General features: G+C 50.1%; 9 protein-coding genes and 1 pseudogene. 4 read left to right on the top strand and 6 right to left on the bottom strand.

Annotated elements, in window-relative coordinates; genetic code table 11:
• The first annotated feature begins 457 nt into the window (after positions 1-457).
• The gene (locus Q0340_RS04905; RefSeq protein WP_298082405.1) at positions 458-1,486 is read left to right on the top strand and encodes a hypothetical protein; all 1,029 of its coding nucleotides are present in this window, start codon (positions 458-460) and stop codon (positions 1,484-1,486) included.
• A gap of 357 nt (positions 1,487-1,843) precedes the next feature.
• Here Q0340_RS04905 and Q0340_RS04900 read toward each other — a convergent pair whose 3' ends face one another.
• The 6 genes from Q0340_RS04900 to Q0340_RS04875 form a co-directional block, all read right to left on the bottom strand.
• Positions 1,844-2,119 carry a type II toxin-antitoxin system RelE/ParE family toxin gene (locus Q0340_RS04900; RefSeq protein WP_298082404.1) on the bottom strand — a complete coding sequence of 92 codons (276 nt, stop codon included), beginning with the start codon at positions 2,117-2,119 and terminating at the stop codon, positions 1,844-1,846.
• Complete coding sequence (locus Q0340_RS04895) at positions 2,116-2,346, bottom strand: TraY domain-containing protein (protein ID WP_298082403.1); 231 nt, start codon at positions 2,344-2,346, stop codon at positions 2,116-2,118. Before Q0340_RS04895 ends, Q0340_RS04900 begins: the two co-directional genes overlap by 4 nt.
• Before the next feature lie 315 nt (positions 2,347-2,661).
• Positions 2,662-5,115 (bottom strand): molybdopterin-dependent oxidoreductase, encoded by a 2,454-nt coding sequence (locus tag Q0340_RS04890; protein WP_298082402.1) that lies wholly within the window; start codon positions 5,113-5,115, stop codon positions 2,662-2,664.
• 223 nt (positions 5,116-5,338) lie between these two features.
• Positions 5,339-7,474, bottom strand: coding sequence for a TonB-dependent siderophore receptor (locus Q0340_RS04885; RefSeq protein WP_298082401.1), 2,136 nt, complete (start codon positions 7,472-7,474; stop codon positions 5,339-5,341).
• Positions 7,471-8,613, bottom strand: a complete 1,143-nt coding sequence (locus Q0340_RS04880; RefSeq protein WP_298082400.1) for a PepSY-associated TM helix domain-containing protein — start codon at positions 8,611-8,613, stop codon at positions 7,471-7,473. Before Q0340_RS04880 ends, Q0340_RS04885 begins: the two co-directional genes overlap by 4 nt.
• A gap of 379 nt (positions 8,614-8,992) precedes the next feature.
• Positions 8,993-9,355: a diacylglycerol kinase gene (locus tag Q0340_RS04875; RefSeq protein WP_298082399.1), complete on the bottom strand. Its 363-nt coding sequence runs from the start codon at positions 9,353-9,355 to the stop codon at positions 8,993-8,995.
• Between the two features lie 67 nt (positions 9,356-9,422).
• Here Q0340_RS04875 and Q0340_RS04870 point away from each other — a divergent pair, with 67 nt between their 5' ends.
• The 3 genes and pseudogenes from Q0340_RS04870 to Q0340_RS04860 form a co-directional block, all read left to right on the top strand.
• On the top strand, positions 9,423-10,181 hold the full coding sequence (locus tag Q0340_RS04870) for an exodeoxyribonuclease III (RefSeq protein ID WP_295152225.1): 759 nt from the start codon (positions 9,423-9,425) through the stop codon (positions 10,179-10,181).
• Positions 10,182-10,317: 136 nt separating this feature from the next.
• Positions 10,318-11,964 (top strand): formate--tetrahydrofolate ligase, encoded by a 1,647-nt coding sequence (locus Q0340_RS04865; protein WP_298082398.1) that lies wholly within the window; start codon positions 10,318-10,320, stop codon positions 11,962-11,964.
• Positions 11,965-13,468: 1,504 nt separating this feature from the next.
• A pseudogene (locus Q0340_RS04860) lies at positions 13,469-14,962 on the top strand (hypothetical protein); the annotation flags it as partial.

The raw sequence follows: 14,962 nt of genomic DNA, 5'->3' as shown, positions 1-14,962 counted from the left end.
TCGGCGCGATCTTTGATCCAGTAGTGCGATCGCCTTGCTTAAATTTATCGGTAGCTCGGTGTGGTAACTTGCTTTTAAAATTTCATAGCGCGAGCGCTGTTGAAATTTCTTTAAAGCGGTTTGTCATTTTTAAAGTGCGCGTAAATTTAACGCACATCGCCTTTTTTGTGGCATTTGTAGATTTCGGCTTCGGAATTTTATCCGGTGCCCGTGCGCGAGCTGCTCTAAATTTATAGCGGCACTTTTTTCGATACGGCAACGGCTTTTAAATTTATGTTCGCGGCGGTTGAGAATTCTATCTTTTGCGCAGATTTGTTTTTGCTTCACGCGCAAATTTTATCGTGATTAAATTTGTCGCTAAGGCGCAAAATTTTAAAATTTTGCCGCGCTAGCTTTTGGCGCGGAGCATAAATAATCCGCCGCATGAACGGGAGCGATCTAAATTTAAAGGATATCTATGAACGGCGAAATATATCTCTCGTGTGCGCTGTGCGTCGCGCTAAAATCAGCTCTGCGCGGCAATCCTAAGCCGCCGCTGCAAGATCAAAAATATATAAAATTTTTAAATTTTGAGTTTGCAAAGGAGCATTTCCGCACCGCAGAGGGCGCAAGCCGCGCAGCGCATGGTGGCGTAAACGACGCAAGTAAAGCTGCGGAGCGAAAAGATGCGTACGGCGCAGTGCAGAGCAGTGCGACGGACGAAGCCAGAGAAAGTGGCGAGGCAGTGAAACAAAAGCGCACGAACAGCAAAGAAGCGGCAAATGAAAAAGCGGCGAGAAAAAAAGGCGCCGACGAAAGCACGGACTTGCCACTTTTGCAAAAAGCGCGCAAATTTTTTACCGAGCAAGTCGCGCAAAAAGAGTGCGAGGACGAGCCGATCTCCGCACGGCAGCGTTGGATAGAGCAATGCCTAAAGCTCGGTCTGAAGGACGCGGGGCTTAGTATTTTAACTTTCGCAAAAAATAGAGCGCTTTTGGGCTTTTCGGGGATGAACGTAAACGGCATCGTTTGCCGCTTTGAGGACTTTAACGGCGTTTTTACGCCTGATTGGAAATACGATCGCGACAAAAAGGCTTGGTATGTGAAATACGTCGAGCGCCTTTGGCGCGGGATGCCGCGGGATGCGCTAAGCGCGCGCGATAACAGCGCAGAATTCGAGAATGTTTTAGTGCAGATCAGGGATTTTGCGAGCAAGATAGGCTGCGAAAACTTCGCGCAGACGTTTGATAATGCGCTTAAGACGCTGCGGGGCGAAGTCGCTGTGGGCGAGTATTACGCCGTTTCGTTTGCAGCGCTGCCGCAGCCGAGCTTGAGGGCGTTTGCCGCAGCGGGGATCGCCGATGTATTCGGTGCGATGGACTCTTGGGACGATGAGCCGCCGTCTATGGCGCAAGAAATGGGGCTCGGGGACGAATATGACCGCCTCTCGGACGAGCTCTTGGCTCAGAAAAACTTAGCGATTTTATTTGCGATAAATGGCTGGTAGAGCTTTGGCGCAAGAGCTAGAAAGCACGTTAAGCCTATTTGGCGATAAAACGGCGAACAGCGGCGCGCGAAATTTAGCAAATAAGCCTCGCGCGCCGGTTGCGGCACGGAAGGACTGCGCGCTTATTTCTGTGTAAGCACAAAGAAATTCGCACCGCTTGAGCATTGATTGCGCAAGTCATTTAAACAGCGACTGCAGCACTTTGCGAGCCAAATTTATACCGTTAAACAGCAAACATATGCCCGATAGATAGACTTACATCCGAGCCTCCACGCTTATTTTTACGTTCGCGCGCGTAAATACAGATCAGCAATATCTCAAAGCCGCCTGCGAGTAAATCGATATTTTTTCCGCTGCTTATTCTTTGCTAAAGCTGCTATCATAGACTTCGCTTCTATTTTTGACGCCGACTACCGGGATTATTAGCTTGTTATCTTTGATCTTGCAGATTATGCGGTATCCGCCGACTCTGTAACGCCAAAATCCCGTTAAATTATTCATTAAAGCCCTGCCCTCGTTCCTCGGATTTTCAAGAGTTTCTATCTCTTTTAGCTTTTTGAGTATCTTTACGCTCACGCTTTTATCTAACTTTTTAAGCTGTTTCAGCGCATTTTCGCTAAATTTGGCTCTCATATTTTTACGCTAAGCTCGCGTGCGGCTTCATCTATCGTAAAAAACTGCGGCTCGGGGTCATTTTCTATAGTTTTTAACTCTTCCACGGCGTCCATATAGTCGCTCATATCCTCCAAAAATTTCTTGATAGCCTCCTGTACGTAAAAGCTCTTCGTGCGTTTGGCGTCCTGTGCCAGCTTTTCGAGTTTGCTTCCTATATTTTCATCTAGTCTTACTGAGATTTGCATCATTTCCCCCTTTGCATTATTTGCATTACAAGTCTTATAGCGCAAAAATAGTAGATAAATTTTAAATTTATAAAGGCGTAACGGTAAATTTAATCAAAATTTTGCCGATGAAGTTAAATTTTTATGACGAATCCCGCTGTCAAAGTGAAATTTAGCGAAATTTAGGCAGTTAAATTTCAAAGTGAAATAGTCCAAATTGAACGCCCCCGGTTTAAATTTAAGTCTATCATTTGTTATGAGCTAGCCGATAGCTCCAAAGTAGTCAGAACAATCCGAGCGGCTAAATTTAACTGCTCAAATTTAAACCGTAAAAGCCTAAGCCTCTATCGTCGCGGGTCTATCAAAGGCCGTTATACTCGGCAGTTCGCCTTTAAATTTCTCGATCTGCACCATGCTCGTGTGCGCGGTGTTGCTTTGCGATAGCTGCGAGCTCGGTACGTCCTTGGTTAGCACGTTTATGTTGCCGTGCTTGCATAGGCTGCGCTCGCCCCAGACGGCCGGATCGTACCACGCGCCCTCGCTTACGATCACGACGTTATCTTGCGCTCGCTCGCTTACCAGCGCGCCGCAGAGGATCTCGCCTCGGTCGTTGTATATCCTCACTACGTCGCCCGTTTTGATGCCGCGCGCCTTTGCCGTAGCGGGGCTAATTAGCGCAGGTTCGCGGCCCGCGATCTCTGCGTAGTTGCGGATGAGCGAGCTGTTTAGCTGAGAGTGGAGCCTAAATTTAGAATGCGCGCCGCTGATGGCGATAGGATACTTGCTCACGTCGCCGCCCAGCCACTCAAACGGCTCCATCCACGTCGCGTGCGGCGGGCAGTCGGCATAGCCTAGCTTTTCGATCGCTTCGGAGTAGAGCTCGATCTTACCCGACGGGGTTTTTAGCGCGTTTTTCTCGAGATCGGCGCGGAAGTCCGCGTAGTTTGTGAAGTATCTCTTTTTCTCGTCGATTTTATCAAATTTAACGTAGCCCTTTTGCCAAAATTCATCAAATTTCGGCATCGCTATGCCCATGCCTTCAGCCTTTTGAACTGCATCGGCGTAGATTTCCTTCACCCACTCAAGCTCCGTTTTACCCTCGCTAAAGGCCTGCTCGTACTCCTCGCCCCATTGCGCGCAGATGAGCCGCGCGATCTCAAAGTCGCTCTTGCTCTCGCCTGCGGGCTTTACTAGCGGCTTAATCGCAAAAAGATATTCGCTAGTGGAGTTTGCAAACTCTATGTCCGTGCGCTCGCATTCTAGTGCTGCCGGCAGTACGATGTCGCTGAGTCTTGCCGTACTCGTCCAAAAGGGCTCCGTGGTGATGATCGCTTCTATCTTTTTCATCGCCGCGATCGCGCGGTTGGTATCGGGATGGCGGGTGAAGGTCGAGCCGTTGGCATTAAACATCACGCGGATGTGTGGCATGACGTATTTTTTGCCGTTGCGCTCGATTTCTTTGCCCGGCTCCATGATCGCGTCTATGAGCCTGCTGTTTGGTATCTCGTGGTATTTGGCTTTGGTTAGCTTACCTTGCGGGGCGATGTATTTTTCGTTTACCGCCGGGTTAAAAGCCTGAAGCTTTGGCGCGACGAAGCTAATATCTGCGTTTTTATGCATCTGATCGTTCATCACGTAGCCGCGCCCCGTCTTGCCGATGTCGCCTAGCATCGCAGCTAGCGTGATCAGCGCCCAGTACGCCATCTCGCCGTGGTGCTGGCGCTGGATAGAGTAGCCCGTGACGATGAGCGTGTCTTTTTTAGCCAGCGTATCGGCTAAATTTTTTAGCTCTTTTTCGCTTACGCCGCAAATTTTACTCGCCCATTTTAGATCCTTTTTCGCGCCGTCTTTCGCGCCGGTGAAATACTCCTTAAATTTATCAAACCCGACCGTGTAGCGCTCAATAAATTCCTTGTCGTAAAGTCCGTTTTCGTAAAGATAATCGCAAAGCCCGATCAGCATCGCCGTATCGGTGCAAGGGCGCACGGCGAGATAGTGCGCGCCGAAATACTCCGCCGTTTCGTTGCGGTAGACGTCGACGCTGTAAATTTTCATCTCGCCTTTTTTAAATTTATCCTTCATAATCTCGTAGTAGGCGTAGGAGTTGTGCATCGGCACTCCGATAGCGATCTTGTTTGAGACGACGGGATTCGTACCCCAAAATACGATCGTTTTGGCTTCCTTTACCACGCCCTCCCAACGCGTAGGATTATGCGTCGGATCGATAGAGCCCGTCACGTGAGGCAAAAACGCCGTCGCCGCGCCGTATGAGTAGCCGCCAAGCTCGCTCACGTAGCCTCCTAGCGCGTTTAGCATGCGCTTTGCGGTGCGCTGCGAGTGGCCGACCTTGCCTAGGCTACCCCACTGATAAAGCTGCCCGTATATGGCCTCAGAGCCGTATTTATCGAAGTTTTCTTTTAAAATTTTAGCGCTTAGCTTTACCGCTTCGTCCCAGCTAACGCGCACGAAGGGCTCTTTGCCGCGAAGCTGCGGCTTTGGATTTGAGGGATCGGCTAGGAAGCTTTTGCGCACGTAGGGGTATTTCACGCGCGTTTCGTTTTGGATGTGATCGCTTAGGGCGTTGTTTAGCACCGTTGGCATCGCGTCGCCCTCAAATGGCTCGGTACCAACGACCCTACCGCCGATGGTTTGGACGTAAAACGCGCCGAATTTATTCGCGCAAAGCCCCATCTGCTCGTCAAATATCGCCTGCGCCGCCGCGTCAAATTGTTTTGCCTGCGCTGAAGCCGCAGCTAGCGCACCTAGTTTTAGAAAGTCTCGTCTTTTCATAGTTTTTCTCCGTTAAATTTAAATTTGTTGGTTGATTTGGTTTAAATTTAGCGGGATTTATGAGGTTGAACTTTGCATCGTTTGCCTTTATAACGTATTACGCGACCTCGCGTCTTAGCGGTGATTTTACGAAATTTAGGCTTAATTTGCCATTTATCTATGGCGTCGCGATGGAATTCTATTAGAGCTAAGCACTAGACAAATTCCGCCGCGACTATTTGGGTCAAAAGTTATACGTAAGGCTTAGATTGAAGGTGCGCGGATCGCCGTAGATCATTCGATTAGAACCGATACCCTCAAAATAGCGCTTATCGGTTATGTTATCGACGTTTAGCTGCACATCTAGGTTTTTACTCGCTTTGTAGCCTAGCATTACGTTTGCAATCGTGTAAGCTTTCTGCTCGATCCTGCCGTATGGCGAGTCGAAATAAATCTTTGAGCGATACATCGCGCCTGCGCCGATTCTAAATGTGCCGATCTCATATTTTGCAAAAAGATTTGCGCTGGTGCGGGAGGAGTCGCTGGCGTAGATATTGCCGTCAGCATCTTTGGCTTTGTAGTGCGCTAGCCCCATGCTTAGGCTTAGTGCATCGGTAATTTTACCGTTTACATCCGCTTCAAAGCCCCTGCTGGTTACTCCGCGACCCTGCCTGTAAGCGTAGGAATTTGTGCCCGTGATATACTCGTCGGTGCGGATGCCGAGCTTATCTTGGATGATCTTAAAAACGCCCAGGCTTGCTTGCAGATCGCCGTCAAAATACTCGCCTTTGATGCCCGCTTCGTAGTCCTTGCCTTGGATGGGATCAAGATATTTATTGTTTTTGTCCTTGTAGGTTTGAGGTTTAAAAATACTCGTATAACTTGCATAAAGGGTATGATGATCGTCTAAATCATAGGTGATCCCTGCATATGGAGTAATTTCGCGGGTAAAATTTCTATTATCTGCTCCACCTGTAATTTTATATTTATAGTAACTCATCCGCGTTCCTAATAAGAGCTTTAAATCCTCGGTGATTGAGAGTTTATTCGCGGCATAAATTGCTTTTTGAATAGTTCGATCGGCATTATTTTGATCTACATACGGTAAGCGTGGATCTTCAATATGAAGGTCGTTAAAATTTATTCTAGTGCGCGCGGCATAAGCAAGGCCTGCCGGAGTGTTTCGACTATTCCAGTAGCTACTTACGTTATCAGATCCTTTTTTGTAAAGATTATACATCACACCAAATACAAATTCATGATCTTGTTCGAAAAATTCATAAGGGATATTCACATAGGCATCGATATTGTGGATATTCTCTTCGCGCTTGTTAGCATAAACGCTAAGATCGGCGACGTTTCCGATGCCGCCAGGGCCTACCCTGCCGCCATAATAGAGCAAATTTGAATCGGTATGAGCGCGACGAAACGAATAACTCAAGCTTAAACTCGCCTCGTTTGAGAAATATTGTTTAAAATCGGCATAAAAATCAAGCGTAGAGATGTCGTATCGCGTCCAAGGCTGAGAGAAAATTTTGTTTTTGCCGAAGTGCGTGCGCGTACCATCCGAGTTAAACGCGGGCATTCCGCCCCAGCGCGTGCCATGTCGGCGTAGAGTCTGATAAAATGAGTCAAAGCTCAGCCTTGAATCGTCCGTTACATCGATATCTAATACGCCATAAACGGCAGTATTGCGACGATTGTAATAGTCCATATAAGAGTGCGATCGTTCATGCATAAACGCTAGGCGTCCGCGCACCGAACCGCTTTGATTGAGCGGGCTTTGCACATCGGTTTTAAGCCCGTATTTGTCGTATGAGCCGCCGTTTAGACTTATATAACCTTTTGGGATGGTGGAATCTGCGTGCTTACGGATAAAATTTAAACTCGCGGCGGGATTTCCCGCGCCCGCCAATAATCCGTTCGCACCCTTTACTACCTCAACGCGCTCATATGGCAGTAAATTTAAATCGTTCGCCCCGAGGCTAAAACCTCCGAAGCTAGGCATCGAATCAAGCAGATAATAATCTATGCTAAATCCGCGCGCCGTAGGATAGAGCCTCTCATCCATACGCCCGCTCGTAATGCCCGCGATATTTCGCATCAGCACCTGATAATCGGTTATCCCCATATCTTTTAGTTTGGCTTCGGTCACCACGGTAAGAGATTGGGGCGTTTCTCTTACCGTAAGATCGAGCCTGGTGGTACTTTTAACGAGCTTTCTAGCCTCATAATCTCTGTCGTCGCGACGGAGCTTTTGGGTATCTTGCACTTCTATGGTGCCTAAGTCCTCCGGGGTGCTCGCAGTGGCGTTATTTTCCGCATAAAGTGAAGTTAGCATATTTAATACGACTACGAGCGAAAGAGATACTTTCTTCATAACTTTCTCCTTTTAGAATTTCTATTTTTTAGGGTTATGTAAAATCCGCAAATGCTTAAAAATAGGGGCGCAAGCCCCGCTAAAAACCATATAAGCTTCGTTATTGCGCCGTATGAGCCCGCATGGGCGCGACGAAAGCCGTCTTGAAGTTTGTCCGAAAAATCCGCATCATTTATAAAGTCCGCTTTTAAAATTTCGCCTGCATCCGATATCGTGATACGGCTCGCGTAAGGGCTTTGAAGCGGGTTTTGCCCCGCCTCGAAGCCGTATACGGTAAAAGCGCCGCCCGGACAGAGCGGAAAGGCGATATAGGTGGAGCGAAATTCTTTAAATTTAACCGCTATCCGCGCTAATGCCTCATCTAGCGTCGCAAGATTTTGCGCCGCTTTCATGCTTACCGCTCCGTTTGATGCCGCGACGGTGGAATTTTGCTCGGTCTTAAAATTCTGCAAGACCGCGCCGCATGGATTTGCGAGCGGCTTGTAAGTTACCGCCCTTAGCTCCCACCATGCTCCGCTTATAGCTATAGCAAACATTACGGGAATGCTCGCGACTCCGATTAGGCGGTGAGTGCCGCGCATAAAATATATGGCCCGATCTAGCCTCAGCGAGAATAAGTTTTGCCAAAATTTTTTGTAGATAAAAAAGCCGCTAATGCCGATAAGTAGCGCGCTAAGCCCCACGATACCCGTAAAAATTCTACCGCCGCGACCTAAAAACAGCTCCGCGTGCAGTTTGTTTATCGCGCCGATAAAGCCCTCATCTCGCGGTATAGGCGCGCCTTTTATCTCGCCGCTAAAGGCGTCCAGGTAAATTAGGGCTTGCTTTTGTAGCTTCTGCGAGGAAAGTCTGATTTTATCGGTCTTTGAAGCATCTTGCGCGATGCTCCAGCCCATGATCGCGTACTCTTTAAATTTGGAATTTATCTCGGATTGCAGGGTACTAAATTTCATTCTAACGGGGAATTTCGCTATGCTTTCTTGCGTCCTAAACACCTTATCTTTTAGCAAAACTTCATTGATCTGCTCCGCGTAAACTAAAACCGAGCCGCTTATAGAAATGATTATAAGGGGTATGCAAAATATCAAAGATAGCCACAAATGAAATTTGCGCGAGATTTTGCGAAAGGATTTAGACAAAATTTTCCTTTTTTTGAAAATTATTTTAATTAAGACGGCGTGATTTTAGTGAAAATTGTATTAAAGCATCTTGAAAGTCATTATAATTTTTTAGCTAAAATTTTACGGCGCAAAATTTGCTTGAATGATTTATCTATAGAAATTTTAAAAGCTATTTTAAAATTTTAAGAGCCGAGCGAATATTAAAATTTTCGCGCACAGGAGAGTTTAAATTTAAAGCAAATTTCGGATTTTAAAATTTCAATATCACGCAGGGTCGTGTTTGGGTTGCAGGCGTGGACGATCAACGACTCAAGCGGCTTGCAAATTCCGCACTCGCCAAAAAAACTCTGCGTTGCAGCGATTTAAATCTTTTATCGCGAAATTTGCAATTACGCGATTAAAAGAATTTACCGATAAGCGCATATCCCCACAGCGCGGCGTTGAGAAATAGGCTAATCATCACGGCGGTGCTTGCGGTGTCTTTGGCGCCCTTGGCTAGCGGGTGGATTTCGCTCGTGGCAAGATCGACCGCGCGCTCGACGGCGGAGTTTATGCACTCGAGCACGATAGTAAAGACTGCGCCGAAGATCAAAAATAGATTTAGCACCGCGCCGAAATTCCAAAAAAATAGCGACAGCAGAAGCGGGACGAACACGCAAAGCTCGAGTCTAAAGCTACGCTCGCTGCGAAGCATCTCGGCAAGACCCGCCATCGCGTAGCCCCAGTTGGCAAAAAATCGGTATTTGGGCTGATTGCGCATAATTTTCCTTTAAATTTAGTCAAAATTTCGTATAATCATACCAAAATTTTTGCGCCAAAGGCTAAATTTGAAACTGATTAGTTGGAACGTAAACGGGCTGCGCGCAGTGCTCGGCAAAGACGGCTTTGCGTGGCTTGCGGAGCAAAACCCCGATTTTTTGGGCTTGCAAGAGATCAAGGTGAGCGAAAAGGACGCTCCGAAAGGGCTTTACGAGCTCGGATTTTCTCAGATCGATCTAAATTCCGCCGCTCGCGCGGGATATTCGGGCGTGGCAAGCCTGGCTAAATTTAAAAGCGAGACGAGCAAGGCGCTGTTTTTCCCAGACGACGAAGGGCGCGTGCTGCAGCACCGCTTCGGCGATGTCGTGCTTTTTAATATCTACTTTCCCAACGGCCAAAAGGACGAGGCGCGGCTAGCCTACAAGATGGAATTTTACGCAAAATTTCTAGCCTACGCGCGCAGTCTCGCGGAGCAGGGGCTCGGGGTGATATTTTGCGGCGACGTGAATACCGCGCACCGCGAGATCGATCTTGCAAATCCAAAAGCAAACTCCAAAACCTCGGGCTTTTTGCCGATCGAGCGGGCGTGGCTCGATGAGGTGGAGGCGGCGGGCTTCGTCGATACCTTCCGTGCCGTGCACGGCGAGCTGCGGGACGCCTACTCGTGGTGGAGCTACCGCTTTAACGCGCGCGCCAAAAACGTAGGCTGGCGGATCGATTATTTTTTCATCTCGGCTAATTTGCGCTCGCGGCTAAAGGACGCTTTCATCCTAAGCGACGTGATGGGCAGCGATCACTGCCCCGTGGGCATCGAGATCGAAATTTAGCCGGGGCAACTTTCGCGCCGCGAGCTTTGATTTGCGCGGCTTTTGGATAAGGTGCGCGTAGCGGCGGCTAATGCGCGGATTTAAAGAGGCGGTGCGTAAAAGCTGCGCGATAAAATTTTAAATTTAAGGAGAGAAAATGTTGAGCGATATCGAAATAGCAAATGCGGCGAAGCCGGATAAAATTTCAAACGTTGCGAAAAATTTGGGGCTTAGTGAGGATGAGATCGAGCTGTACGGCCACTACAAAGCCAAGCTAAATATCAAGCCGCGCTCGCGCGCTTCGAAGCTTATTTTGGTCACGGCGACCAATCCGACGCCGTTTGGCGAGGGCAAGACTACGACCTCCATCGGTCTGGCCGACGCGCTAAAGCGTCTAGGCAAAAGCGTCTGCCTTGCGCTGCGCGAGCCGTCGCTGGGGCCGGTTTTTGGTATCAAAGGAGGAGCTGCTGGCGGCGGGTACTCGCAGCTGGTGCCGATGGACGATCTAAATTTACACTTTAACGGCGATTTTCACGCGATCACCTCCGCAAACAATCTCATTTCGGCGGTCATCGACAACTCGCTGTATCAAGAAAACCCGCTAAAGATCGATAAAATTTTATGGAAGCGCTGCATGGATATGAACGACCGCGCGCTGCGCCACATCACCGTTGGGCAGGGCGGGCGCACCGACGGAGTGCAGCGCGAGGACGGCTTTAATATCACCGCAGCTAGCGAGATAATGGCGGTTCTGTGCCTCTCGAACGATCTTGCCGAGCTTAAGGAAAACATCGCAAACATCATGGTCGCCTACGATACGCAGGGAGAGCCGATATATGTGCGCGATCTGGGCTGCGCGGATGCCGTGGCGATCCTGCTAAAAGACGCTATGAAGCCAAATCTCATCCAGAGCCTTGAGCACACGCCCGCGCTCGTGCACGGAGGACCCTTTGCAAATATCGCGCACGGCTGCAACTCCATAATGGCGAGCAAGCTCGCGCTCTCGCTAGCAGATTACGCCGTAACGGAGGCGGGCTTTGGAAGCGAGCTCGGGGCTGAAAAATTTATCGACATCAAGTGTCGCCGCGCCGGCATCGCTCCGGACGCTGCGGTGCTAGTTAGCACGATCCGCTCGCTTAAATACAACGGCGGCGCGGATAAAGAAAGTATCGCGAGCCCTGATCTTGCCGCGCTTCAAAGAGGCATCGTAAATTTAGGCGGGCATATCGAAATTTTACAAAACTTCGGGCTAAATCCGGTCGTGGCGCTTAATCGCTTCAGCTTTGATAGCGACGAGGAGATTGCCTTCGTGCGCGATTACTGCAAGCAGCGCGGCGTGCAGATGGCGATTTGCGAAAATTTCGCCAAAGGAGGCGAGGGCGCGCTTGAGCTAGCCCGCCTCGTAGTAGATGAGTGCGAGCGCGCTAAGGAGCTGAAATTCGCCTACGAGCTTAGCGACGATACGGCGAGCAAGATCGAAAAGATCGCTACTAAAATTTACGGCGCGAGCGAGGTGGTTTTTGAGCCGGAAGCGCAAAAGGCGCTACAGCATATCAAGGCCTTGGGGCTTGAGCGGCTAAACGTCTGCATCGCCAAGACGCAGTATAGCTTCAGCGACGATGCCAAGGCGCTTGGGCGCGCACGCGGTTTTAAACTCAGCGTCAAGGACCTTCAGATCCGCACGGGAGCGGGCTTCATCGTCGCCGTCTGCGGCAAGATAATGCTGATGCCGGGGCTACCAAAGGTTCCTAACGCGCTAAATATGAAGATTACTAACGATGGCGTTATAAGCGGTCTGGCGTGAAATTTTATTTTCGGCACTCAAAACCAAAGCCGAAAATTCCGCGCTTGGGCGGTAAAATTTAGCTGCGGGCTTCGGCGGCGATAAATTTTCCCCTCAAGCTTCGGTAGCAATAAATATTGCCTTCAAGCTGCGACGAGTTTATCGCGCCCCGGTTCTTATCGCGTCATGGTTTTACTACGCTTGAGCTTCATCGCGCTAGGCTTTAGCCAGTCGAGTTTTGGTTATTCGGGTTATTCGGGTTATTCGGGTTATTCGGGTTATTCGGGTTATTCGGGTTTCGGTGCGCCGAGCTCGGCCTGCGAAATTTCATTAAATTTCGCGCAAGATCTACGCAGAAATTCGGCGCGAAACCCGTGCAGGTTTGGCATTTGAAATTCCGCTCGCAAAATTCCGCGCAAAAACTGAGCGCAAGATCTTAAACCGAGCCGCCCGCGAGCTTGCGAGCTCACTCGCGGCGAGATTTAAAATTTCATGCCGCGAGCTCGTCGTGAAATTTAAAATTTCACGTGGCCGCGCACAGTGTCATGTATCGCTACGAGATTCTAAATTTCATGTCGAGCGCACCGTGAAATTAATCCGTCGGTCGTGCAGCAGATCGCCGCACAATCTGAAATTCGCGCTTGCGCCGCGACATACGCCGCTGCGAGTTAAATTATGCGGCAGGCGAGCTAAATTTTACGCTCACGCGATCAGTCATGTTGGCGGAGGTTTGCGGCGCCCGGATTAAATTTTACGCACTGCCGTGTAGCGCCTGCAGTGGGCACGGATGCTTGATCCGTTCTGCTTGCAAATGCAGGAGTGTTATAACCGCGCGACATCGTAGAGCTAAATTTTACGAGCCGATGCGTCGCGGCAATGAAATTTTGCGCCGTGCTGCTCGCTACGACTAAATTTGCGCAATGATATGTCGGCTACGCGCTCGTAAATTAAATTGCACTACACGCGCCCGTTGCCTGATTGTCGCGCGGGATTGAAATTTGCGCGTTGCTTATCGCAGAATTTTAGGCCGCTGCGCGCCGCGCCATAGCTGTCGTAAAATTTTTAAATTTCATGCTGTGCGTACGTACGAGCTCGCCGTGAAATTTAAAATTCTATGTAGGCATGAAATTTGCTTCGCGTTACGCTGTGTCGTGCATCTTCGCGAGCCAAATTATGCGCTGCTGCGGAATTAAAGTCTTGCGTGCCCGCTGCTACCATTCTGGCGCCACATGCCTCGCGACTCCGTTTTGCGATCCGTTCGCGCCGTATTTGTTGCGGCATTTATGTACGTCGCCGCGCCGCAGTGCGAGATTCTGCGTCGAGCTATATTTTAGAGCTTTGATTTGCAGCGAGATTTTACGGCGCGCAATGGCGCTAAATTCCATCCTGCGTGAGATTTTGGAATTTTAAAATTCCCTTTCGCGGTATAATTATATGAAATGCTAAAATTTGCGGGATCTTAATAAAGGAATTTTAAAATTTATGCGGCGCGGCTTTGTGGCGTGCCTGCAAGAAAGGAGCGATCATGGACAAGCTGGATAAAGAGGAGCTTGCAGAGGCGTTTATCGCTAGGCTCAAAGCCCTAGCGCGTAGTGGCGGCGCCGATCTGCGCGAGCTTGATCGCGAGTTTTATGGATTTAGCGCGAGGCTTGGCGTGCGTTATGACTTTGTCGGCAAGTTTAGCGTTTCGCAGATAAGTGGCGGTGAGCGCGCTCAGCTACATTTCGCAGATATCGCGCAGTTCGAAGCTCATGCGCGCGAGTGCCTACGCGCGGCAAGCACTGATGCGGAGCTAAGCGAGGCCTTTATGCTACGCCTGCGTGCAGACCCCCAAAAAGCCGCTACGAATGCGGATCAAATCATAAAATTTCACGATTTTAAGCCCTTTAGCGTTCAGCTGCGTTGCGAGCATTGCAGCGGATCGGGCAGGAGACTCTGCAAAGGCTGCGAAGGTGCGGGCAAGGCGCCGTGCGCTAACTGCGGCGGGCGCGGGCGCTTGATCTGCCCCACTTGCAAGGGCACCGGCGGATATAGCCGCGCGGCATTAAGCTCTACGGACGCTTACGTGCACGATGCTTCTAAGAGCGGTGCCGCAGGCTCTGCGTCAAATTCTATGGGCTATCGCTTCATACCCTGCGCTAGCTGCGGCGGTAGCGGCTCGCGCATTTGCCCTGCTTGTGGCGGTGCGGGTAGATTGCGCTGCGAAAAGTGCGGCGGTGCGGGTGATTTTCGCTGCGAGCACTGCGATGGGCGCGGGTATTTCACTCGCACCGGCAAAGTATCCGTTTATGCCCGCCCGAGCGTCAGCATAGGCGCTAGCTCGCAGGTTTTCGGGCGCGAGCTGCTGGATTTTTTATGCAGCAAGGGCGTGGGCTTTGCTGCGCGCAGACTTTTGTTTCGTCTAAGCTCGCTGCGAGCGGTGCAGGGCGGCTGCGAAGCGGTATTTAGCGCGGAGGATGATTTTTTGCGCTTGAGTTTTGCCGTCTGCGGCAAGGCTTACGATGCGGCGTGCTTCGGCGGCGCGGCATTCGTAAGACCTAACTTTTTGGACGAAGTTTTTGCGCAGGAGCTTGCGGCGGTGCGCGGCGCACCCGCTAGGCTAGGGTGGGACGATGCGCAAAGCCTTTTTGCGCTATTTCGCGCGAAGCCTGCGCTGGATGCGGCGATGCGCCTAGCTAGTGCTAAGCTGCGCGGCGAGACGCTAAATCTCGAGCAGTTGCGTGGCTTGGACGGGCATTTTAACTTTGCAAATTCTGCCCGCAGCGCAGCTGATCGCGACGCTTTGAGCCTTGCAAAAGACGCTTCGCGCAAAGAAAATCTCGAGGGCGGCGCGAGCGTAAAATTCGCGGGCACGAAATTTGCTAGCACTCCAGTAGATTCTATGGGTGCGGAAGATAATCGCCTGGGATTGCGCAGAGAGCAAGGTAGGTTCGCAGGCGGAGTGAGCGGCGGCATAAAATTTTCAGGGGCAGATCTTTTGGAAGGTGGAGAGAATTCTGCCGGCGATTTTGAGGCTAGG

The organism is uncultured Campylobacter sp. (genome assembly GCF_938045595.1).
Classification (GTDB): domain Bacteria; phylum Campylobacterota; class Campylobacteria; order Campylobacterales; family Campylobacteraceae; genus Campylobacter_B.
Note: the sequence above shows the minus strand (reverse complement) of the source record. Positions and strands in the feature narration are given on the sequence as shown.

Excerpts from the sequence above, each read along its gene's own strand:
- Q0340_RS04890 (WP_298082402.1), bottom strand. The coding sequence starts at position 5,115 with ATGAAAAGACGAGACTTTCTAAAACTAGGTGCGCTAGCTGCGGCTTCA.
- Q0340_RS04900 (WP_298082404.1), bottom strand. The coding sequence starts at position 2,119 with ATGAGAGCCAAATTTAGCGAAAATGCGCTGAAACAGCTTAAAAAGTTA.
- Q0340_RS04905 (WP_298082405.1), top strand. The coding sequence starts at position 458 with ATGAACGGCGAAATATATCTCTCGTGTGCGCTGTGCGTCGCGCTAAAA.
- Q0340_RS04865 (WP_298082398.1), top strand. The coding sequence starts at position 10,318 with ATGTTGAGCGATATCGAAATAGCAAATGCGGCGAAGCCGGATAAAATT.
- Q0340_RS04885 (WP_298082401.1), bottom strand. The coding sequence starts at position 7,474 with ATGAAGAAAGTATCTCTTTCGCTCGTAGTCGTATTAAATATGCTAACT.
- Q0340_RS04875 (WP_298082399.1), bottom strand. The coding sequence starts at position 9,355 with ATGCGCAATCAGCCCAAATACCGATTTTTTGCCAACTGGGGCTACGCG.
- Q0340_RS04895 (WP_298082403.1), bottom strand. The coding sequence starts at position 2,346 with ATGCAAATCTCAGTAAGACTAGATGAAAATATAGGAAGCAAACTCGAA.